Annotated in this window: 18 protein-coding genes and 1 pseudogene; 3 read left to right on the top strand and 16 right to left on the bottom strand. The window is 63.4% G+C overall.

What is annotated here, in order from left to right; genetic code table 11:
* Window positions 1-41: 41 nt before the first annotated feature.
* From HU760_RS13075 to hisN, 11 genes and pseudogenes are all read right to left on the bottom strand, one after another.
* Window positions 42-1,118: a metal-dependent hydrolase gene (locus tag HU760_RS13075; RefSeq protein ID WP_186674158.1), complete on the bottom strand. Its 1,077-nt coding sequence runs from the start codon at window positions 1,116-1,118 to the stop codon at window positions 42-44.
* A 70-nt stretch (window positions 1,119-1,188) separates the two neighbouring features.
* Entirely contained in the window at window positions 1,189-2,439 is a 1,251-nt protein-coding gene (locus HU760_RS13070) for an OprD family porin (RefSeq protein WP_186674159.1), read from the bottom strand.
* A 271-nt stretch (window positions 2,440-2,710) separates the two neighbouring features.
* On the bottom strand, window positions 2,711-3,625 hold the full coding sequence (catA, locus tag HU760_RS13065; RefSeq protein ID WP_186674160.1) for a catechol 1,2-dioxygenase: 915 nt from the start codon (window positions 3,623-3,625) through the stop codon (window positions 2,711-2,713).
* Between the two features lie 28 nt (window positions 3,626-3,653).
* A pseudogene (locus tag HU760_RS13060) lies at window positions 3,654-4,978 on the bottom strand (MFS transporter).
* Window positions 4,979-5,035: 57 nt separating this feature from the next.
* A complete protein-coding gene (locus HU760_RS13055) occupies window positions 5,036-5,797 on the bottom strand; it encodes a 1,6-dihydroxycyclohexa-2,4-diene-1-carboxylate dehydrogenase (RefSeq protein ID WP_186674161.1) in 762 nt (253 codons plus the stop codon).
* Window positions 5,798-5,942: 145 nt separating this feature from the next.
* Window positions 5,943-6,953 carry a benzoate 1,2-dioxygenase electron transfer component BenC gene (gene benC, locus HU760_RS13050; RefSeq protein WP_186674162.1) on the bottom strand — a complete coding sequence of 337 codons (1,011 nt, stop codon included), beginning with the start codon at window positions 6,951-6,953 and terminating at the stop codon, window positions 5,943-5,945.
* A gap of 73 nt (window positions 6,954-7,026) precedes the next feature.
* Complete coding sequence (gene benB / locus HU760_RS13045) at window positions 7,027-7,512, bottom strand: benzoate 1,2-dioxygenase small subunit (protein WP_186674163.1); 486 nt, start codon at window positions 7,510-7,512, stop codon at window positions 7,027-7,029.
* A complete protein-coding gene (gene benA / locus HU760_RS13040) occupies window positions 7,509-8,867 on the bottom strand; it encodes a benzoate 1,2-dioxygenase large subunit (RefSeq protein ID WP_186674164.1) in 1,359 nt (452 codons plus the stop codon). Before benA ends, benB begins: the two co-directional genes overlap by 4 nt.
* Before the next feature lie 114 nt (window positions 8,868-8,981).
* A complete protein-coding gene (locus tag HU760_RS13035) occupies window positions 8,982-9,938 on the bottom strand; it encodes a helix-turn-helix transcriptional regulator (RefSeq protein WP_186674165.1) in 957 nt (318 codons plus the stop codon).
* Between the two features lie 253 nt (window positions 9,939-10,191).
* Entirely contained in the window at window positions 10,192-10,923 is a 732-nt protein-coding gene (locus HU760_RS13030; RefSeq protein ID WP_186674166.1) for a hypothetical protein, read from the bottom strand.
* A gap of 171 nt (window positions 10,924-11,094) precedes the next feature.
* Window positions 11,095-11,886, bottom strand: coding sequence for a histidinol-phosphatase (gene hisN / locus HU760_RS13025; protein ID WP_186674167.1), 792 nt, complete (start codon window positions 11,884-11,886; stop codon window positions 11,095-11,097).
* A gap of 127 nt (window positions 11,887-12,013) precedes the next feature.
* Here hisN and HU760_RS13020 point away from each other — a divergent pair, with 127 nt between their 5' ends.
* Together HU760_RS13020 and HU760_RS13015 are read left to right on the top strand one after the other, a co-directional pair.
* Window positions 12,014-12,904, top strand: a complete 891-nt coding sequence (locus tag HU760_RS13020; RefSeq protein ID WP_186674168.1) for a universal stress protein — start codon at window positions 12,014-12,016, stop codon at window positions 12,902-12,904.
* Window positions 12,905-13,148: 244 nt separating this feature from the next.
* Window positions 13,149-15,278 (top strand): TonB-dependent siderophore receptor, encoded by a 2,130-nt coding sequence (locus HU760_RS13015; RefSeq protein ID WP_186674169.1) that lies wholly within the window; start codon window positions 13,149-13,151, stop codon window positions 15,276-15,278.
* Between the two features lie 96 nt (window positions 15,279-15,374).
* Here HU760_RS13015 and HU760_RS13010 read toward each other — a convergent pair whose 3' ends face one another.
* The 4 genes from HU760_RS13010 to ptrR form a co-directional block, all read right to left on the bottom strand.
* Entirely contained in the window at window positions 15,375-15,896 is a 522-nt protein-coding gene (locus HU760_RS13010; RefSeq protein WP_186674170.1) for an acyloxyacyl hydrolase, read from the bottom strand.
* Between the two features lie 191 nt (window positions 15,897-16,087).
* Complete coding sequence (locus HU760_RS13005; protein ID WP_186674171.1) at window positions 16,088-16,834, bottom strand: phytanoyl-CoA dioxygenase family protein; 747 nt, start codon at window positions 16,832-16,834, stop codon at window positions 16,088-16,090.
* 55 nt (window positions 16,835-16,889) lie between these two features.
* Complete coding sequence (locus HU760_RS13000; protein ID WP_186674172.1) at window positions 16,890-17,333, bottom strand: carboxypeptidase regulatory-like domain-containing protein; 444 nt, start codon at window positions 17,331-17,333, stop codon at window positions 16,890-16,892.
* 126 nt (window positions 17,334-17,459) lie between these two features.
* On the bottom strand, window positions 17,460-18,326 hold the full coding sequence (gene ptrR, locus HU760_RS12995; RefSeq protein WP_186674173.1) for a putrescine utilization regulator PtrR: 867 nt from the start codon (window positions 18,324-18,326) through the stop codon (window positions 17,460-17,462).
* A gap of 107 nt (window positions 18,327-18,433) precedes the next feature.
* Between ptrR and HU760_RS12990 the strand changes: the two genes are divergently transcribed.
* Complete coding sequence (locus tag HU760_RS12990; protein WP_186674174.1) at window positions 18,434-19,819, top strand: aldehyde dehydrogenase family protein; 1,386 nt, start codon at window positions 18,434-18,436, stop codon at window positions 19,817-19,819.
* Between the two features lie 38 nt (window positions 19,820-19,857).
* Here HU760_RS12990 and HU760_RS12985 read toward each other — a convergent pair whose 3' ends face one another.
* The gene (locus HU760_RS12985; protein ID WP_186674175.1) at window positions 19,858-21,768 is read right to left on the bottom strand and encodes a DEAD/DEAH box helicase; all 1,911 of its coding nucleotides are present in this window, start codon (window positions 21,766-21,768) and stop codon (window positions 19,858-19,860) included.
* Window positions 21,769-21,851 lie beyond the last annotated feature (83 nt).

The raw sequence follows: 21,851 nt of genomic DNA, 5'->3' as shown, positions 1-21,851 counted from the left end.
CTTTCGCAGGTGAGCCCGCTCAGGCATCAGCCATTGGCAGCTCAGCGCCCACGCTCAGCGGTGCTGACGCCCAGGTAACGGTCGGTCCACGCAGCCAACGGTAACGGCGGCTGCTGGTCGACGATACGTCGCCAGATCAGCACCAGGTCATCGCCATTGAACATCGACCCAGGCCCGGCGCCCTGCCACATCGAGGGGACATCGACCCTCCAGCGGCCCTGGCCGTCGCGATGGGCCATGGTGAAACGGAACGTATAGTTTCCCGGAATACCCATGCGCAGGTCGGTGACCACCAGCGCATCGCCGATCTGGTCATAGCGCAACCAGTCATCGGTAAACCAGCGCAAGCGCGCGTGCAATGGCTGGTCGGCAAGCACCTTGGCCAGTTCAAGGTTACGTGGCAAGCGCTGCATTTCTGGCGCTCGCCGGTCAAACCCGCTGCTGATGCCTTCGTAGTAATCGCCATCCGGGGTCTTGGCCAGTACCCGCCAGACCAGGCTGTTGAAGGCGATCGGCACGGCACGTACCTCGCTGGCGACAAGGCCTTGCTGGTCGAGCGCCGCCTGGAAGCGCTGCTCGGCCGCCATGCGCCCGGCCAGGCCGAAACCCAGGTAGGCCGCGCCGAATAGCAGGGCCAGGGTCAGCAGCTGCATGGCCCTGCGGGTCAGCCCTTGGCAGCTTGCATAGAGCACCGCCGCCAGCAGTGGCAGGGTGTAGACCGGGTCGATGATGAAGACCGCTGCCCAGCTCAGCGGGGTGGTCTGCAAAGGCCAGAACAACTGCGTGCCATACACCGTGAAGGCATCGAGCAACGGGTGGGTGACCAGTACCAGCCAGAACGCCAGGAACAACCTGGGCAAGGTGTAGCCCTTGCCTGGCCAGCGGGTGTTGACCAGCCAGGCCAGCAGCCAGGCCAGCCCGGTCAGCACGAACAGCGAGTGGGAGAAGCCGCGGTGATAGGTCATCTGCGAGACCGGATCGGCGTAGCGGATGATCACGTCAAGGTCGGGAAGCGTAGCCAGCGCCGCACCATACAGCAGCGAACGGCGGCCCTGGATGCGGCCAAGCACGGTGCCTTGCAAGGCGGCGCCGAGTACGGCTTGGGTAATCGAGTCCACGGGTGGCATTCCTGAATGGGTAGGTTTCCGAAAGCTACCCTCATCCCGCCGCGAGGCGCAATTCCCGGATCTAGAACAATTGCCAGGTGTAAACCAGCGTCAGGCGATTTTCGTCGATATCGCTACGGTAGTTGGACCGTGCCATGGCATTGCGCACCCGGATGCCCAGCCCCTTCAGCACCCCACTCTGTACCGCATAGCCGATGTCCAGGTCGCGCTCGCGGTCACGTCCTTCATATCCGTGCCCGGTGTCGACGTTGTTACCGCTGATATAGCGCACGGTCGCAGTCAGCCCCGGCACACCCATGGCCGCAAAGTTGTAGTCATAGCGCACCTGGTAAGAGCGTTCGTCGGTGTAGGCGAACTCGTAGGTCGGTACCTCGTTACCCAGCGGCGAGATGTTGGCGAATACCCGTGGGAACGGGCTGTCACCATAGATACCCTGGTAGCCAGCATGGAAACTGTGCCCGCCATGACGGGCCGTGAACAGCGAAAAGAACGCCTGGTTGTCGATATTGCCCAGCAACGCATCGCCATCCTCGCGGGCCGTGAAGTACCCCAGGTTGGCCGCGAGCACCCAGTCGCCCAGAGGTTTGCTGTGCTTGAAGCCGACAAAGCCCTGCTCGTAGATGTCCTCCAGCTGCCCATACCAGAGGCTGACACTGCTCTGGTTGGCATTGAACGCATAATCCCCGCCCAGGTAGTTGAAGGCATCACTGGCAGCCTGGCGCATCGGCACATGGCCGAGCATGGCGTTCATCTTGCCGTCCCCGCCTTCGTTGCGCAGGTGGGTGCTGTGCAGGTGGCCGGCCTGCAGGGTCAGCCCGTCGATATCCGCCGAGCTCAGGCTGGCGCCCTGGTAGGTCGGGGGAAGCAGGCGGATGTCACTGAAGGTCAGCACGGGCAGGTTCGGTTGCAGTTCGCCGACGCGCAGTTCGGTTTTCGACACGCGAGCCTTGAAGGTCGGCGCCAGGCGGCTGTACTCGTCGGCGGCACGGCCGTCGCCATGCACCGGCAGCAGGCCGGTGTTGGTGCGCTCGGGGCTGCTGTCGAGCTTGATGCCCAGCAGGCCCAGGGCATCCACACCAAAACCGACGGTGCCGGGCGTGTACCCCGACTTGAAGTCGAGGATGAAACCCTGGGCCCACTCTTCGGCCTTGGATTGCCGGTTGGCCCCGACAATGTCCGAGAAGTCGCGGCTGAAGTAGTAGTTTCGGGCACTCAGGCTGGCCTTCGCATCCTCGAAGAAGCCGCCTTCAGCGGCCAGCAAGGGTTGGCTGAGCAACGTCAGGCCTAGGGCGACGCAAGGGGTGTGGTTCATTCCGAAGCTCTCTTGATCTTGTTTTTATGGATAAAGCGTTGGAAACATTGCGATTTATGGGGAGGCAGCCGGCGACCATGGCGGACAGCGAGCTGTCCTTGATCAGGGCTTTCATGAAGCTTCTCGCAAGGCGGCGGCCAGCCTTGATGACCGGGCCTTGTTTTGTAATGGCATCTTTGCGGGCTCGCCCGCCCCACCGGACCATCCAGGTTCGAGGCCGGTGCCGGACCTATGGGAGCGAGCAAGCCCGCGGAAATACCGTCTCGGTCGATCAGGCCTCCTGCAAAGCCCGCGGCCGCCCACTGCGCTGCTCATCTGCGCCGTCCTGGGCCTGCTGCAGCTGGAAGTCGAACTGCAATTCGCCATGCCGCCCGGCCGGCCCTTCGACGAACACCACCTCCCCCACCAGCCCGTCCCGCGTGGCATAGGCAAAGTCGTCCCACAGGTACTGGTCGCCGGCCAGGTTGATCTGCGTGGTCAGGTGGCGGTGCCCCGGCGCCGAGATGAAGAAGTGCACGTGTGCCGGGCGCTGGCCATGGCGGCCAAGCAAGTCCAGGCATTCCTGGGTCGGCCCCTGCGGGTCGCAGCCGTAGCCCGATGGCACGATGGAGCGGGCCCGATAGCGCCCTTCGGCATCGGTAACGATGCGTCGACGCAGGTTGTATCCGGACTGGCTCTGGTCGAAGAACGAATAGGTGCCGCGGGTATTGGCATGCCAAAGGTCAACCGTGGCGCCTGGCAGCGGTCGGCCCTGCGGGTCGAGCACCCGGCCCTCCAGGTACATGACCGTAGCCACGCCCTCCTCGCTGCCATCGTCCATGCGTACTTCACCTTCGGCAATCGGCGCGCCGGCGACGTACAGCGGACCCTCGATAGTGCGTGGGGTGCCGCCGACAAGGCCGGCCTGCTGGTCCTTGGCATCCTGCAACAGGTCGAGGAAGTGCTCGATGCCCAGCCCGGCCACCAACAGCCCAGCCTCCCCGCGCCCGCCCAGGCGGTTGAGGTAGTCGATGGCGTGCCAGAACTCGTCCTCGCTGATCTCCAGGTCTTCGATCAGCCGCGCGGTGTCCTGCAGCACGCGCTGCATAATACGCTTCAGGCGCGTGCGGCCGGCCTCGTTACCCAGGCCTGCGGCTTCTTCGAAGAACTGCTGTACCGCGGCGGTGTGGGAAATTTTCACGGTCATGATGGTTTACCTCGTCTTGTTTTTCCGGTTATGCCTGCGCAACGGCCTGGGCATGCCGCCGGCCGCTGGCCGGTGCACGGCCATGGCCAATGCGGCGATCGCACCAGGGATGGCGAAAGCGATGAAATTGAGTTGCAGGGGCAAATTGATGCCCATCAGTGCACCGCCCAGCAGCGGGCCGACGATGGCGCCGTTGCGGCCGATCCCCGAGGCCCAGCCCAGCCCGGTTGAGCGCACCGACAACCCGTACATCTGCGCGGCGCCGGCATACAGCAGGATCTGCGTGCCGATGGTGGTGGCGCCGGCGACGAAGATCAGCAGGTACAGCACCGGCATCGGGCTGTTGACGCCGAGCAGGCTGATCGACAATGCAGCGGCCAGGAAGAACGCCACCTTGACCTTGACCAGGTTGTAGCGATCGCCCAGCCAACCGCCGAGAATCGCCCCGGCCATGCCGCCGAAGTTCAGTGCCAGCAGGAATGAAAGGCTCGAGCCCAGGCTGTAACCGGCATTGGCCATCAGTTTCGGCAACCAGGAACCGAGCGCGTAGACCATCAGCAGGCAGCAGAAGAACGCCAGCCACAGCGCCAGGGTGCGGGTCGCCAGGCCATTGCGGAACAGCTCCAGCACCGACGCTCCGTTGCCTTTGCGGTCGGCCGCCTGCAACAGGTCATCGGCCTGCACGTCGCAAGCCGGGTCCAGCCGCTTGAGCAGCGTGCGCGCTTCTTCGCTACGGCCTTGGCGTACCAGGAAGCCGATCGATTCGGGCAGGTAGTAGAGAATCACCGGCAACAGCAGCAGTGGCACAGCGGCGGCAAAGAACATCGATTCCCAGCCGAAACGCGGCAGCATGAAGATACCGACGCCCGCCGAGAGCATGCCGCCCAGCGAGTAGCCACTGAACATGATCGCCACCAGTGTGCTGCGCAGGCGCTTGGGCGCGTATTCGTTCATCAGTGCCACGGCGTTGGGCATCAGCCCACCGCAACCCAGGCCGGCAATGAAACGGTAGATGCCGAACTCGCTGGGGCTGCTGGCGAAGCCATTGAGAATGGTTGCCCCGGAGAACAGGGCAAAACAGATGGCAATCCCCTTTTTGCGCCCGATACGGTCAGCCAGGCTGCCGAAGGCCAGGGCGCCGAACATCATGCCGAACAGCGCATAGCTGCCCAGTGCTCCGGCCTGCAATGGGGTCAGGCCCCACGCCTTCATGATCACCGGCAGTACCACGCCGTAGATGAACAGGTCATAGCCGTCGAAGATCAGCAGCAGGCCGCACCAGGCCATGACCATCCAGTGGAAGGGGGCAAAACGCGCATTATCGATGATCGGGTGTACGTCCAGGGTTCGCATGGCAGCCATCACTCTTGTTTTTGTTGTGAAAGAAAGCTTTCTTGCCTAGGGCACTGCTCAACCGAGGTCGCCGCCCCCCACCGGCAAGGTCACGCCGGTGATGTACGAGGCCTCGTCGGAAGCGAGAAACAGAATTGCGCCCACCTGCTCGTCGATGCTGCCGTAGCGGTGCATCAGGCTGCTGTCGAGGGTCTGATCGACGATCTGCTGGTACCAGTGCTTTTCCTGCTCGGTCTGTTCAGCACTGTTGCGCGGCACGCGCCGGGGTGGCGCTTCAGTGCCGCCGGGCGCGGTGGCGTTGACCCGGATACCGCGGCCGGCCGTTTCGAATGCCAGGCAGGCAGTAAGCGCGTTGACGCCGCCCTTGGCCGCCCCGTACGGCACGCGGTTGATGCCACGGGTGGCAATGGACGAGACATTGACGATGGCGCCGCTGCCGCGTTCGAGCATGTAGGGCAAGGCGGCATGGCAGCACCACAGCGTGGGGAACAGCGAGCGGCGCACTTCGGCTTCGATCTGCTCTACCCGGTAGTGCTCGAAAGGCTTGGCCCAGATGGTGCCGCCGACGTTGTTGACCAGGATGTCGAGGCGGCCGAAGGCGGCCACCGCGCTGGCCATGACGCGCGCGCAGTCGGCATGCTGTTCGAGATCGGCAGTGAGGGTGAGCATGCCGTCGCCGGCCAGTTCGTGGACCAGTTCGGAGCGGTCTACCGCCACCACTTGCGCGCCTTCGGCCTTGAGCCGCCAGCACACGCCACGGCCGATGCCCTGGGCGGCACCGGTGACCAGGGCGACCTTGCCTAGGAATCGGTTGTTCATATCCATCTCTCCGGTTCGCCACGGTTCCTGTGGGAGCGGGCATGCCCGCGAATGCGTCCGACCAGACAAAGTTGTTGAACCTGCTGGCCTCTTCGCGGGCACGCCCGCTCCCACAGGGTCGGCGTATTGCTTGGAATAAAAGGAATCAGGCCGCCGCCGCGAACTTCTCGTAGTAGAAGTTCGCCGGTGTAATGCCCTGCTCGCGCACGTACTGGCTCACCGCCTCGACCATCGGTGGCGGGCCGCACAGGTACACATCCACATCGCCATCGTTGAGGTGGCGCGGTTCGATGTGCTGGGTCACGTAGCCCTTCTGCGGGTACTGGCTGTCCGGGTTGGCCACGCAGGCGCTGAAGGTGAAGTTGGGTATGCGCGCCGCCAAGGCCTGCAGGCGGTCGAGCTCGACCAGGTCGAAGTCGTTGGTCACGCCGTAGATCAGGTGCAACGGGTACGCGCTGCCCTGTTCGGCGATCTTCTCCAGCATCGCCGTGAACGGCGCCAGGCCGGTGCCACCGGCCAGCAGCAACAGCGGACGCTGGATCGGCCGCAGGTAGAAGCTGCCCAGCGGCCCGGCCAGGGTCATGCTGTCGCCGGCCTTGGCCAGGTTGGTCAGGAAGCTGCTCATCAGCCCGCCCGGCACGTTGCGGATCAGGAAGCTGACTTCGCCGTCCTTCTGCAGCGAGCTGAACGAATAGGCGCGGCTCTGCTCGCTGCCCGGCACCTTGAGGTTGACGTATTGCCCCGGCAGGAACGCCAGGCGGCTGAGGGCCTCACCCTTGATCGACAAGGCAATGGTGCTGGCCGACAGCTGGCGCACATCGCTGATCGCGGCCTCGAAACAGGCCTGTTCGGTCTTGCACAGTTGCGACGAGGCCGGAATGCGGATCACGCAGTCGCTTGCGGCACGCATCTGGCAGGTCAGCACGTAGCCATCGGCGATTTCGTCTTCGCTCAGGGCGTCTTCGATGAAGTTGTCGCCCAGCTCGTAACGGCCGGATTCGGCCTTGCACTTGCAGGTACCGCAGGCGCCGTCGCGGCAGTCCAGCGGGATATTGATGCCCTGGCGGTAGGCAGCGTCGGCCACGGTTTCATGGCCGGCGGCCTCGATGAAGCGGGTTACCCCGTCTTCGAAATTCAGTGCGATCTGGTAGCTCATGTTGCACCTCACGGGCGAGCCGGGCCACGGCGCGTCGCAGGACGCACCGGGGCAGCACTCGCAAAACCCTGGATCAGATGTGGTAGATGTCGATGACCTGGCGCACGTAGTCGTTCTTCAGCACCACCTTCTTGGCCTTGATCAGCGGCTGCTCGCCGCGCAGGTCGAGGGTGTAGAAACTGCTGCCGAAGTAACTGTCGGTGGTCTTGTAGCGGAAGCTCAGGGTGTGCCAGTTGAAGCGCACCTGGCACTGCCCGTCAGCCTGCCCGACGATCTCGATGTTGCTGATGTTGTGCGAGGTGCGGGTGTCGGGTACGGTCGCGCTCGAACGCTCGGTCTTGATCCGGAATACCCGGTCTTCCAGGCCGCCACGGTTGCCGTACCAGATCAGCGAGATTTCGCTTTGCGGGTCTTCGGTGAGGGTGTCGTCATCGTCCCAGCTCGGCATCCAGAAGGTGGCATCGCTGGCGTACAGTTCCAGCCACTGGTCCCACTGGGCATCATCCAGGTAGCGCGCCTCGCGGTAGAGGAAGTCGCGCACGGTGTCATACAGGCTCATTGCACGGCCTCCACTGGGATCAGTTGCTGTTCGTCCTTCAGGGCCTGGATCATGGTGTCCTGCCAGTACTTGTGCTGCAGCACGAACAGGCCTTCGTCCTCGGTGCGCACGCCTGACAACAGCGGCTTGAGCTCGATCTCCCTGGCCGCCTCGTCGGCGCCTTGCACCCAGTGCTGAGCCCCACGGGACATGTCATTCCAGCCGATGCCGCCGCCGTAGCCGGTCTGGCACGAGCGGAACTCTTCGAGGTCGTCCGGGGTGGCCATGCCGCTGACGTTGAAGAAGTCTTCATACTGGCGAATGCGCTTGGCGCGGGCATCGGCGCTCTCGCCTTTCGGCGCGATGCAATAGATGGTGATTTCGGTCTTGTTCACCGAAATCGGCCGGGCGATGCGGATCTGCGAGCTGAACTGGTCCATCAGGTACACGTTCGGGTACAGGCACAGGTTGCGCGAGTTCTCGATCATCCAGTCGGCACGCGCCTGGCCGAAGTCGGCCGCCAGCTGTTCACGGCGCTCGTAGGCCGGGCGGTCTTCCGGGTTGGCCCAGCGGGTCCACAGCAGCAGGTGGCCGTGGTCGAAGGAGTAGAAGCCACCGCCCTGCTTGGCCCAGGCACCGGCGCTCATGGTCTTGATTTCCTCACCCGCCTCGCGCTGCTTGCGCTGGTTCTGGGTGGCGGCGTAGTTCCAGTGCACGGAACTGACGTGGTATCCGTCGGCACCGTTTTCGGCGGTGAGCTTCCAGTTGCCTTCGTAGATATACGAACTGGCCCCTCGCAGCACTTCCAGGCCTTCCGGCGACTGGTCGACGATCATGTCGATGATCTTCGCCGACTCGCCCAGGTGTTCGACCAGCGGCTTGACGTCGGCCTTCAGGCTGCCGAACAGAAAGCCCCGGTACGACTCGAAGCGCGCCACCCTGGTCAGGTCGTGGGAGCCGTCGCAGTTGAAGCTGCCAGGGTAGCCGGCGTTGGCTGGGTCCTTCACTTTCAGCAGCTTGCCGCTGTTATTGAACGTCCAGCCGTGGAACGGGCAGGTGTAGCTGGAGCGGTTGCCGCGCTTGTGCCGGCAGAGCATGGCGCCACGGTGGCTGCAGGCGTTGAGGAAGGCATTCAGCTCACCCTCCTTGTTGCGCGCGATGAAGATTGGCTGGCGCCCCATGGTCAGGGTGAGGAAGTCGTTGTTCTCGGGGATCTGGCTTTCGTGGGCCAGGTAGATCCAGTTGCCCTCGAAGATGTGTTTCATCTCCAGGTCGAACAGCCGTGGGTCGGTGAACATCTCGCGCTTGCAGCGGTAGATGCCCTTTTCACGGTCGTCCTCGAGCAAGGCATTGAGGTAGTCGAATCCCAGGGACATGGCCAGGGTCTCCCTTGTTATTGTTTAGACCTGGTCAGGTTAGGGATTGGCAGGCGGCGGCAATATCCGGTTTGTGCGTGGTGCTATCCGTTTTGTGCAGGGTGTGGGCCTGGTTCAGCGCCGGTTGCGCAAGGTTTCCGACGGCAGCTCGCCAAACTGCTGCCGATACACCTCGGAAAACCGCCCCAGGTGCAGGAAGCCATAGTCCATGGCCAATTCGGTCACGCTGCGCACGCTGCAACTGGCATCGCCCAGGCAGGCATGCACCTGGGCCAGCTTGCGTTGGCGCACATACTGCTTGGGCGTGGTGCCCAGGTGCCGGTCGAACAGTGCATACAACGAGCGCAGGCTCATGCACGCCTGCTCTGCCAGTGCCTCGGCGGTAAGCTCAAGCTTCAGGTTGCGTTCGATGTGCTCGAGGATCCGTTCCAGGCTTGCACCTGGCGAACCCAGGCTCTCGCGACGGATATTGGTGGTCATCAGCGTCAGCAACTTGCTGGCGACGATCTGGCTGTAATGGCCCTGTACCCTTGGCAGCGAATCACTCACTTCCGCTTCATGGCAAACCATCGCCAGCAGGTTGACGAAACCGTCCAGCTCATCCAGCCGATAGTGGTTGCGCAGGAAGCGCACGCCGCCATCGGGCCGGTGCCAGCGTTGTTCGTCGCAGATCGAGTCCAGCAGCCGGGTCGGCACCTTGAGGATGAACTTCTCGCAGTCTTCCGAATAGGTCAGGTCGACCGGGTCATCAGGGTTGATCAGCAACAGCTCGCCCGGTACCAGGTGTTGTTCGCGCCTGGGCCCGCGCCACAAGCAGTTGCCGTTGAGCAACACCTGCAGGTGGTAGATGCTTTCCAGTGCCGGTGAGGTGACGCGTACGCTGCCGCCATAGCTGATGCGGCACAGGTCCAGTTCGGCAAACTTGCGGTGGTTGAGGCTGGCCTGGGGATGGGTGGTGCGGGACAGACCGATGCAATGCTGGCCTACATGCTGGTTCACATAATCGGACACGGCATAAGGGTCGGCGTGATGAAACACGCTACTGCGCTCGCTCAGCAGGCGGCTTTCCATAGGCAAGGCACTCGGTATCGTTGTTGTTCTGGTCGCCGCGTCCTACGGCCAGGCAGGCGGTGGTTGCGGTCATCACGGTCATTCTATCGAGCCGGCTGGGGGACGCAGGTGGCAGGCGACAACCGGTGAATGGGCACACTTAAGCAAAACCGCGGGGGTTGGGCAATGCGCGGGAGGGAATGGCTGGGCGGATAGCGGACAGCTGGCGGCCGTGGGCGTTCGGTTATCGAACGCTGTTCCAGTGCGGGCACCTTCACTGTACCGGCAGGAAGTTCATCAACAACAGGCTTTGCGCGTAATTCAGGCCAATCCGCCGATAGCGTTCGTCAAGCAACTCGGCCAGCAAATCCAGGCGCGCCACGATCTTGCCGAACTCCACGGCAAAGCTGAGGTTGCTGCCTTCCTCGGAGATTTCATTGGAGAACAGCAACAGCTCCCCGTTGGCATCTTGTCGCTGGCCCAGCATCCAGGTGGCTTTTTCGATGTTGCGCGCAGCATTGTTGACGAACAACGGGTCGATGGTATCGGTCATGTAGAACTCGGTCCGTCCGCCATGCGCGGTGATCAGCATACTGCCGATGGCGTAGATGAACGCCCCTACCCGATCGCCGCGAAACTCCGGGCTCAGGGCAAAGCTCAGGGCCGCCAGGTCACGGCGCTCGCCCAGTTGTGGCAGCGGCAGGCGTTGTTCGATGGCGATGCGGATCTGCCGCTCGGCAGTGGCAGCGTCGACATAGCCGGACAGCTTCCACTGGCTGGGATTGCGCAGGTACAGCTTGTTCATCAGCAGGTACAGGCTCTGCAGGTTGTCGCGCATGGACAGCGTGGCCATGCGGTCGACGCTGGTCTGGAACAGCTCGCTGGGCTTGCCGTTGCCTAGCTGATCGAGCATGTCGCGCCCCTGCTCCTGGGTGCAGGCGCACAGGCAGCTGAAGGCGCCAACCAGCAGCAGACGCGAGAGGACTTTGGTTTTGCTTGCAACCATCGGCACCGGGTCGGTATTCGGCGGCTGCACCGGGAATCGGCGCAGCCTGGCCAAGCATAGAGCCCGGAAACGGGAAAAAGTGCAGTGATCGGGGAGCTAGCGCGCCTCCATCCCGACAAACCGTGGACAATGGGCAGTAACGCGACGAGGCCTGCACAGGCAACACATCGTTTACATGGCGTGGCGCAACATCTCCACCATTTGCGCATGCAGCACTGGGTCACCGCAGGCCACCACGCACCCACCATTCTGCGCGCTGCTGCCATCCCACGCGGTGATCACCCCGCCCGCCCCTTCGATGATCGGCATCAACGCCTGTACGTCGTAAGGCTGCAGGCTGGCCTCGACGATCACATCGACAAAACCCGAGGCCAGCATGCAATAGGCATAGCAGTCGCCGCCATAGCGCATCAGCCGCGCCTTGCCGGCAACGGCCTCGAATGCAGCCTTGCGTGCTGCGGTGTCGAACATGTCCGGGGTGGTGCACATCAGCGTGGCCGACGCCAGGTCGCCGCAGGCGCGAGTCTTCAACGGCGTACCGTTGCGCCAGGCGCCTTCCGGCGTGCCGACGAAGCGCTCACCGGTGAATGGCTGGTTCATCACCCCTACCACCGGCTGCGTGCCGTCGTTGAGGGCGATCAGCGTGCCCCACAGCGGCAGGCCGGTGATGAAGGCGCGGGTACCGTCGATCGGGTCGAGCACCCAGGTCAGCGGGCTGCTGCCGACAGCCACCCCGGCTTCTTCGCCGAGAATGCCATGCTCGGGGTAACGGGCCTGGATCAGCGTGCGCATGGCGTCTTCGGCCGCCTTGTCGGCCACGGTCACCGGGTCGTACAGGCGCCCGCCCTTGTCCTCGACAGCCAGGCTGGCGCGAAAGTAGGGCTTGATCGCTTCAGCGGCAGCATCGGCCAACTGCTCGGCAAAGGCGCGGTACTCGCCGATCTGTGCAGCACTCAGGGACATGGGACGGGCCTCGTGACAAAGATGGGGCACGCATCATACCCGACACTTCGCCCCGCTGTACGCTGCACCGGTCTAGACTGAAGATGACCAGATCACCCGGGGGGCCTGCCACACGTGGAGGTGTGCGATGAGCCAGTTCAAGCGTCTGTTCGTCATGCTCGGCCCGCAGATGCGTCACACGCCGGCGCTGCAGCGCGCGGCGGCGTTGGCGGAATCCAACGGGGCCTTGCTGGACATCAATGTGTTCGTCGACGATGTCGACACCTTCGGCCTGATGAGCGACAGCCGCGAACGCGAACGGCTGCTCAGTGACAACCGCCAATGGCTGGCGGACGAGGCCGAACAACTGGCCAACGCTGGCCTGGATGTGTCCACCGAGCTGCTGCTGACCCGGGACCCGCTGGGCAGTGTGCTGGAACGGGTCGAACGCCTGGGGTGCGACCTGCTGATCAAGGACGTGCAGCACGAACCCGTGCTCAAGCGCCTGCTGGTGACGCCACTGGACTGGCAGTTGCTCAAGGACAGCCCGGTCGCCGTGCACCTGGTCAGCGATATCCGGCTGCCCCTGCCCCGGCAGATCGCTGCCGCAGTGGACCTGAACAGCCACGGCGCTGGCGAGCATCTGGACGAACAGGTGATCCACTGCGCCCATGCCCTGGCCCTGCAGTGCAACGCCGAGCTGCACCTGCTGCATGTGTGCGACGCGGCGAAGACCCACATTGCCGACTTCGGTGCGGGGACGGTCACCATGCCCGGCTTCGATGGCAACCTGCGGACCGCGCAGCGGGCGGCATTCAACCGCCTGGGCGACCACCACCAGATCCCGCTGGAGCGTAGGCACTTCTTGGAGGGCCCTGCGATCAAGGCCATTGCCCAGTTCGTCGGCCATAGCCGGGCAGATGTGATCGTGATGGGCAGCCACCGGCATGACGCCCTGCAGACCTTCCTGGGCGGGACCACGGCGCATGTACTGGAGCACCCGCTGTGCAATGTATTGGCAATCAAGGCGGTCCGCTGAGTGCTGGTTAGCTGATCCGGGCTATTCGCGGACACGCCCGCTCCCACAGCTCATCGAAGTTGCCAGAACCCGAGACGCACCTGTGGGAGCGGGCGTGCCCGCGAAGGCGCCAGCACCGATCGGCCTGCCCGGTATCTGGCACAGCAGTGCCACATAAAAATAATGCATCTGATAATGATTCGTAGTAGTTTTGCGCCGCTTTCGCCCCTTTCCTTCAGCGCCCTACTCCAGGATCGTCCCGTCGATGCGCCGTACGTTCGTTTCACTTTGTGTGCTTCATGCCGTCTCCCCGTTGGCCTTTGCCGAGCCCGAGCCGCTCGGCGCCCCCGCCCAGATCGAACTGCAGGCCCTGAGCATTACCGGCAATGCCGACAGCGAGCGTGCCGATGGCCCCGTCGACGGCTACAAGGCCACCCGTTCGGCCAGTGCCACTCGTACTGACACCGCGCTGCATGAAACCCCGCAATCGGTCAGCGTGGTGCCCAAGGACGTCCTGCAAGACACTGGTGCGACCCGCCTGCAGGACGGCCTGGACTACGCCGGCGGTGTCGGGCGCGCCAACAATTTCGGCGGCCAGGGCCTGACCACCTTCACCGTGCGTGGCTTCACCACCGGCGAGTTCTACCGCAACGGCTTCCCGATCAACCGCGGTTACCCCAACGCCCCGGACGCCAACACGGTCGAACGCCTGGAGGTGATCCGTGGCCCGGCCAGCAGCCTGTATGGCCGAGGCGACCCCGGCGGTACCTTCAACGTGGTCAGCAAGCAGCCGTTGCCGGAAGCGAAGGTTACCCTGGGCAGCCAGTTCGATGACCAGGGCATGCACCGCGCGACCCTGGACGCTAGCGGGCCACTCAACCAGGACGGCTCGCTGGCCTACCGCCTCAACCTGCTCGGTGAAGGCGGCGAAAGCTTCCGCGACGATGTGCAAAGCGAGCGCTACGATGTGGCGCCGGTGGTCAGCTGGCAGGTCAATGACAGCACCAAGGTCGTCTTCGAGGGCGACTTCATGCGCAACAACCACCCACTGGATCGCGGTCTGACCCGCTATCCCACCCAGACCGGCAGCGCTTCGCGGGATACCTACATCTGGGAGAAAGGCAGTGACAACCTGCTGCACAACGACAACAACATGACCCAACTGCGCTTCGAGCACCTGCTCAACGAAGACTGGACGCTGGGTGGTGGCTTCCAGTACCTCGATGGCTCGCTCAAGGGGAATGCTGTCGAAGGTACGAAATTGCAGGCAGACGGCCGTACCCTGAATCGCAATTTCAACTATCGCAAGCTGGAATGGACCGATCGCGACTGGCAGTTGAACCTGACCGGGCATTTCGATACCGGTACGCTCAGCCATACCCTGCTGACCGGCATCGAGTACGAAAACTACCATTACAGTTCGATCATCCGCCGTTCCTCCGCGCCCTACTCGATCGACATCTACGAGCCGGTACTGGGCCAGCCGAGGCCGGCGCTGGATGCGCTACCAACGACCTGGGACAGTGAGAACCTGCAGACCTGGGCCTACTTCATCCAGGACCAGGTGGCGCTGACCGAGCGTCTGAAGGCATTGGTCGGTGTACGCTTCGAGCGCTTCGAGCACGATTACGACGATAAACGGCCGGCCAATCGCGACTTCAGCAAGAGCGAGAATGGCGTCACGCCGCGCTTTGGCCTGATCTACGACCTGACTGACACGGTGGCGGTCTATGCCAATACCGCGCGCTCGTTCAAGCCCAACACCGGCACGCCAGCCAGCGGTGGTGGTTTCGACCCGGAGAAAGGCAGGTCCTATGAACTGGGGCTGAAATGGGAGGCGCTGGACCGTCAGCTGAGCATCGATGCGGCGGTCTATCAGATCACCAAGGAGAACGTCCTGGCGCGTGACCCGAACGACCCGACCAACACCTACAGCATTGCAGCCGGCGAAGTACGCAGCCGGGGCCTGGATATCAACATCGCCGGCAACCTCACCCCGCAATGGCGCGTGATTGGTGGCTATGCCTACGTGGATGCCGAGGTGACCAAGGACACGACCCTGCCCAAGGGCACCCACTTGGCCAACATCCCACGCAACAGCTTCAGCCTGCTGAACACCTATGAATTCCAGGAGGGCCTGGCCAAGGGACTGGGGTTGGGCGTTGGCGTCAAGTATGTGGATGACCGGGCCGGGCAGACGGCGGCCAGCACCTACACCATGGAAAGCTACAGCGTGGTCGACCTGCTGGGCTTCTACAAGGTCAACGAACACGTGCGGCTGAATCTGGACGTGAAGAACCTGTTCAACAAAGGTTATGACGAGGGGGCGTTCAACAACTACGTCTACCCGGGAGCGCCACGGACGGTGCAGGCTGGCATTTCCTATACCTTCTGAATCGCCGCGGCTGCCTTGCAGCCGACCGCCGGCAAGCCAGCTCCAACAGGGGCAGATGGGCTTGCCCGGCGATGGGCCGCAAAGCGACCCCCGGCCTCAGAACCCTTTGCTGTAGAACAGCGAGTACGACTCGATCCCGTCATTAGGCTGCTTGAGCCCTGCATTGGAATAATGCATCGCGCGGATCCCCACCTTCTGCTCCCCCGGCAACTTCAGGCCAAAGCCGATGCGGTCCTCGAAGTTCAGTGCCGACCCCAGGCGCTGGTCGCCCACGTCGGTCTTGGAAAACGCCGCCAGGCCAATGCCAGCCTCGATGTAGGGGGTGTAGCGAAAACCGCTGAACTCATACGTGAACACTGGGCTGAACGACAGCGAATGGGCGCCACTGGCCTCACCACCTTCCCAATAGGTATAGGCCGCGTCCCAGTATCCGCTCACATGGCCGGTGCTGCTTTCCAGCCACTTCTTGTCCCAGTCGAACGACAGGCCGATACGGTAGGTCATGTCGCCTTGGCCAGTTGCGCCAACGGCACCGGACACCTGCGCCGCATGGGCCACGTTGGCCGCGGCAAAGGCCAGCACTGCTGCAGCCAGCGAAGCTGCTAGACGGGTTTTCATCAATGACTACTCCTGATGGTCGATACGGCAAGCGGGGGCTCATGCCCCTCGATTTATGGTGACCGGGCCATCCAGACCGGTCACATCAAGTAATACTTTTCTGATTATTGTCCAGATAATCAGAAAGTTGGAAGTGAATTGCCACTATTGGCTAGTCCCTTCGATTGGCATCGACCTTGTCAGTACATCCATCAGTCATATTCCGTTTCTGCATGCTCGCCCAGCAAACGCCGTTGCCTGGGCGTGGCTGCCTCCAGCACCTGCGGGTTGAAGCGCCAGTTCAGGTAAGGGGAAAACTTTTGCGCCACCATGCGCCGGCCATAGTGCACTTGCAGCATGTCGCGCACACGTGCCTGGCTGTTGTTGGCTCCGCCGCTGTGCCAGACATCGCTGCGAAACACCAGCGCATCCCCTGCCTGGCACAGCACCGGCAGCGCCTGGCGGCCCTGCCACTGGTCTTCACCAGGCAGCGGAGGCCGCCCGGCACGATGGCTGCCGGGCACGATCCAGGTCGGCCCGATGTCCTGGTCGATGTCGCTGAGGTACAACTGCGCCGTGAGGATCTGCGCGGGTTGGACGAAGTCGCCGCGTTCGCTGAGCCAATCGGGCAATTGCATGGGCAGGTGGTCCAGGTGCAGGGCCATGCCGGGGTAGCCAGGGTGGCTGCGCCAGGCAGTTTGCCCGATTACATGGCAGTCGGCGCCCAGTGCCGCTTCGGCCAGGGCAATCGGCGCGGGCAGGTCGAGAAAGGGTAGCCATAGCGGATCGCGATTGAACACGCACTTGTAGTGTTCCAGCAGCCCCTGATAGTCCCAGTGGATGGGCTGCAGGTCATCGATGGCGCAGCGCAACAAGGCGATACGCAAGGGCTCGAGGACAGCGGGGAGCAGCACATAGCCCTGCTCATCCAAGCTTTGTAGTTGCAGGTCCAGGCTCATGACGACAGGCCTTGTGCAGGCAGGAGTACAACTGTACTCCTGCCATATTTCTCTATCAACGCCAGTTCAGATTCACGGTCGCAGGCGTTTTGCCGTTGACGGTCACCATTTGTTGCACCGTCTCGCCCTGGGCGTTGCCGGTAACTTTGTATTTGCCCGGAGGCAGCTGCACGTACAGCAGCGGCCCGGCATCCGGGACGCTTAGTACGGGCTGACCCTGGGCATTCTGGATATCCACACTGGCACCGCTCTGGAACTTGCCTTCCGGGCCGGTCGAGAGCTCGACGTGCAGGTCATAGCCTGGGGTCTTGCGCAGGGCATTGGCCTCGTCCTGGCCAATACCACCTTGCAGGAAACGGATGCCGTTCTGTTCCTGCTGCTGCAGCTGCACCGCCTGCATGTCGATCGGGGCATTGAGGTCGGCGGCGGCCGCCAGGGTCCAGGGCAGCGCCAAGGCGACCAGCAGCGCGGCGCCCAGGGCATAGTGATGATTACGCATGGTACGACCCTCCGTTCGAGGATGGCTTACCTATTATCTGATCCTTCCGGCGGAACAGTGTTCGTGCAGACGCATGGTCGCCTGGATGAAATTCGCTTTAACAAACCAGCTTTGTCAGCCTGAACATCAGCTTGCGCGTCGTTCTTCGAGCAATTTCACGAACATGCTCAAGCTGCGCGACACCGTGCCCCGTCGCCACACCAGCCAGGTTTTCAGGTAGCGGAAGTCCTCCGACATCGGGAAGGCGCTGACTGTGCTGCAACCGGGCATGTTGTCGAGCATGCTGCGCGGCATCATGGCCAGGCCGGCACCAGCACTGACACAGGCCAACATGCCGTGGTACGACTCCATTTCGTGGATCTTGCCCGGCACTGCCTGGTCCTGGACGAACCAGTTCTCGAAGTGGTGGCGGTACGAACAGTTGGCGCGGAAAGCGTAGATATTTTCCCCGTTGACGTCCTGGGCACGGGTCACCGGAGCATGGTTGAGTGGCGCGATGACCATCATCTCTTCCTCGAATACCGGTATACCTTCCAGCGTCGGGTGCAGTACCGGCCCATCGACGAACGCCGCCACCAGGCGCCCGGACAGCACGCCCTCGAGCATGGTCCCGGATGGCCCGGTAGACAGGTCCAGGTCGACCTTGGGATAGCGTTGGTTGTACGCCGCCAGCAAGGCCGGGATGCGCACCGCCGCCGTGCTTTCCAGCGACCCCAGGGAGAAGGTGCCTTGCGGATCTTCACCGGCCACCGTCAGTCGCGCCTCGTGGACCAGATCGAGGATACGCCGGGTGTATTCGAGGAAGTTCCAGCCTGCCGGTGACAGCCGCAGGCGGCTCTTCTCGCGAATGAACAGTGCCACACCAAGGTCTTCCTCAAGTTGCTTGATGCGCGTGGTCAGGTTCGACGGCACCCGATGGATGTGCTGCGCGGCGGCACTGATGCTGCCCTGCTCTGCCACGGCCTTGAAGATTTCCAGTTGCACCAGGTCCACAGCCTTTCTCCAAACGTGAATGTTTCGCTCATTATTATTCAGTTTTCATTAAAGCCCTAGCCCACTAGTCTGGCGTCTCGGATCAATGACAACGAGAGTGTCCCGCCATGAGCGCGATCAGCAGCCTGACCCACGCCATCTCCCTCGACCCTTACAGCGGCGAGCAGATCGGCGCCTATCCGTTCGATAGCGACGCCGCACTGGAAGCGGCGTTGCAACGTGCCAAGGTTGGCTTCCGCCAGTGGCGCCAGGTGTCGCTGGGTCAGCGCAGCGAGTACTTGCTGGCCTTGGCCAGCACCCTCGAAGCCAAGGCTGAAGCCTTCGCGCAGATGATCAGCCGCGAAATCGGCAAGCCGGTCGCCCAGGCCCGTGGCGAGGTCAGCAAATGCGTCGGCCTGTGCCGCTGGTATGCCGAACACGGCCCGGCAATGCTCGCTGCCGAGCCGACCCAGGTGGAAAAGGCCCGCATCGAATACCGTCCGCTGGGCCCGATCCTGGCGGTGATGCCGTGGAACTTCCCGGTATGGCAGGTACTGCGCGGCGCCGTGCCGGCGATCCTGGCCGGCAATACCTACGTGCTCAAACACGCCCCGAACGTGATGGGCAGCGCTTACCTGCTGGGCGAGCTGTTCAAGGACGCCGGCTTGCCGGCAGGCGTGTTCGAGGTGTTGAACGTGACTCCGGACGGCGTCACCCGCGCCATCAACGACCCGCGCATCGCCGCCGTCACCCTCACCGGCAGCGTGCGGGCCGGCATGGCGATCGGTGCGCAGGCCGGCGCGGCGCTGAAGAAGTGCGTGCTGGAACTGGGCGGCTCCGACCCGTTCATCGTGTTGGCCGACGCCGACCTGGATGCCGCCGTGAAGGCGGCTGTGATCGGCCGCTACCAGAACACCGGCCAGGTCTGCGCGGCGGCCAAGCGCCTGATCGTGGAAGAAAGCATTGTCGAGGCATTTACCCGCAAGTTCGTCGAGGCCACCCGCGCGCTGAAAGTCGGCAACCCGCTCGAAGACGACACCTACATCGGCCCGATGGCACGCTACGACCTGCGTGACGAGCTGGATGGCCAGGTTCAGGCGACCCTCGCCGAAGGCGCCACCCTGTTGCTGGGCGGCCATAAGGTCGATGGCGTGGCCAACTTCTATGCGCCGACTGTGCTCGCCAACGTCACCCCTGACATGACCGCATTCAAGCAGGAGCTGTTCGGGCCGGTGGCGGCGATCATCAGTGCACGTGACGCGGAGCATGCGGTGGAACTGGCCAACGACAGCGAATTCGGCCTGGCCTCGACCATCTACACTGCCGACTACGCGCTGGCCGAGCGCATGACTGCAGCGCTGGATACCGGTGGCGTGTTCATCAACGGCTATTGCGCCTCTGACCCCCGGGTGGCGTTCGGCGGGGTGAAGAAGAGCGGTTTCGGGCGCGAGCTGTCGCACTTTGGTGTGCGTGAGTTCACCAATGCGCAGACGGTTTGGCTGGATCGTAACTGATTCATGAGCATGGGGCTGCAGCGCAGCCCCCATCGGCTTCAATCCCGAACCTGGTCCTTGACCCAGTCCAGCATGCCCCCCGGCACGATCAGTTCATGCCGCGCCCGCGAACAGGCGGTGTACAACCCTGCCAGCATCCGCGCGCGCTCGTTGCGGTTACCGGCCACCTGCGGCGCTACCATCAGCTCCGGCGACACCATCACCCGGGCGAACTCCATGTTCTTCACATCCCGCACCCGCCCGAGGAACAGCTTGGGCGCCTTGTCCCAGCGGTAACGGCTCTTGGCCCTGGCAAAGTGTTCCGGCGTGTAGCCCTTGCGCAGCATGTTGGCCACGGCAACGAACGCCTTGTCATCGCCCTTGTCCTGCTCCAGCGCCTGCCAACTGGCATAACGGAACAGCATCGGGTGACGTGGCCGGGTACCATGGCGATACAGCTCGATGCAGTCCTCGACGAACAGTTCGAAGTCCTTGCGCGCGCTTTTCAGCAGCACGAACGGCACGCCCAGGTGAGTCAGGCGCTGGAACCAGCCGAACAAGCCCCATTCGTCGTCGACGATCAGCGCGGTGGGCTGTTCAGGCACGCTGACCGTATCGAAAAAGCTGACCCGGGTGTAATGCTCGGCGCTGCCACTGAACGCCCCCTGGATCGCCGCCGGGTGGGCCTGGATCAATGGGTTGAGCACGTTGTCCATGGCCGGTCCGGCCCGCAGTGAGCGGTCGATGCAGCGCTGGCGAATGAAACTGCCATGGTGCGGACTGAGGCCGTTGAGGTTCTGCAGCTCGTCACCCAGGGCAATGATCGACTGCGGGCTACGGTCGAGCACGGCGAGCATCGGTGCCGACAGCTCGTGGGCCTCGTCGACGATGACATGGGTGTAGCGGCTGTCGATCACGTCAGTGGTCAGTGACAGCAGTTTGACCCGGTGATAGTCGCGTACCGGCAACTGGATTTCCCGGGCTGACGGGCGAATCAGCTCCTGCCAGTACAACCGTGCCTTTTCCAGCAGCACCTCCTGATCCAGCGGCGTGGTCCCCGGCCCGGCCCACGGCAGATGGTGCAGTTGCAGTTGGCTATCGGCGCTGTGGCAGAAGCTGCGCACGGCACGAATGCACAAGGCCACCACCTCACGGGCAGCCAGCGGGCCGATGTCGGGGATGCCCAGCCAGCGGACCACCTGCGCATCCTGCGGGCGCCACGACAGTTTGGTGCGATACGGGTCGCGCAGGCGCCAACCGTTGCTGGTGAGGTCACGGTTGAGCAGTTCGTCAGCCAACTGGCCGAAGGTCAGCGCCTTATAGGCCGCGGCGTCCTTGACGCGCGCCTGCAAGGCCCGCAACTGGCCTTCGGTCAATGCCAGCAACAGCGTGCGCTGGGGGTCGAGCAGGCGGGCGAACTGATGAATCAGGAAGGTCTTGCCGGTACCGGCGAAGCCCTGCACGGCCACCGATTCGTCGATCCCACTGAGAAACTCGCGCAACAGCCGGTTCTGCTGGTCGCTGAGCATCAGGTCGCTGGCCAGCGACGGCAGGGACACCGGGTGCAGCGGCGTTGCGCGCTGGCGGTAGCTGTCGGCGAACTGGAAGTTCCACTGGCCTTCGGCATCCAGCAGTTCGTCGGCCTGGTACGGCACCTCGCTGGACAACAGTGCGATACCGTTCTCGCCGAGCATGCCCAGGCCCATCGCGAAGGCTTCACGGTCGAAGTGTTGCGCTACCTGGCCCTGGAAACGCCCGGGCGCGGCATTCTCGACCTCGTTGGCAATACGCACGATTTCAGCGAAACGGCGCTCCTGCGCATCCGCCGAGGCGTTGTTGGGCTGGCGTGGCAGGTTCTGCACGAAAAGCACCGTCGCGGCTTCGAGCAGGCTGGCGGTGCTGAAGAACCCGGGATGGGGCTCGCTGGCGAGGCGGTCGGCCTGGTCGCTGGACAAAGGCAGGTAGAACATCGGCACCTCGGGGGAAATCAGGGCGGCACGATAACAATTTTTTAGCTGAAATGCTGGCTTCAGTGTTGCCTGGGCCAGCCTGC

It is taken from the genome of Pseudomonas oryzicola (assembly GCF_014269185.2).
Classification (GTDB): Bacteria; Pseudomonadota; Gammaproteobacteria; order Pseudomonadales; family Pseudomonadaceae; genus Aquipseudomonas; species Aquipseudomonas oryzicola.
This window is presented reverse-complemented; position numbering and strand designations above follow the sequence as displayed.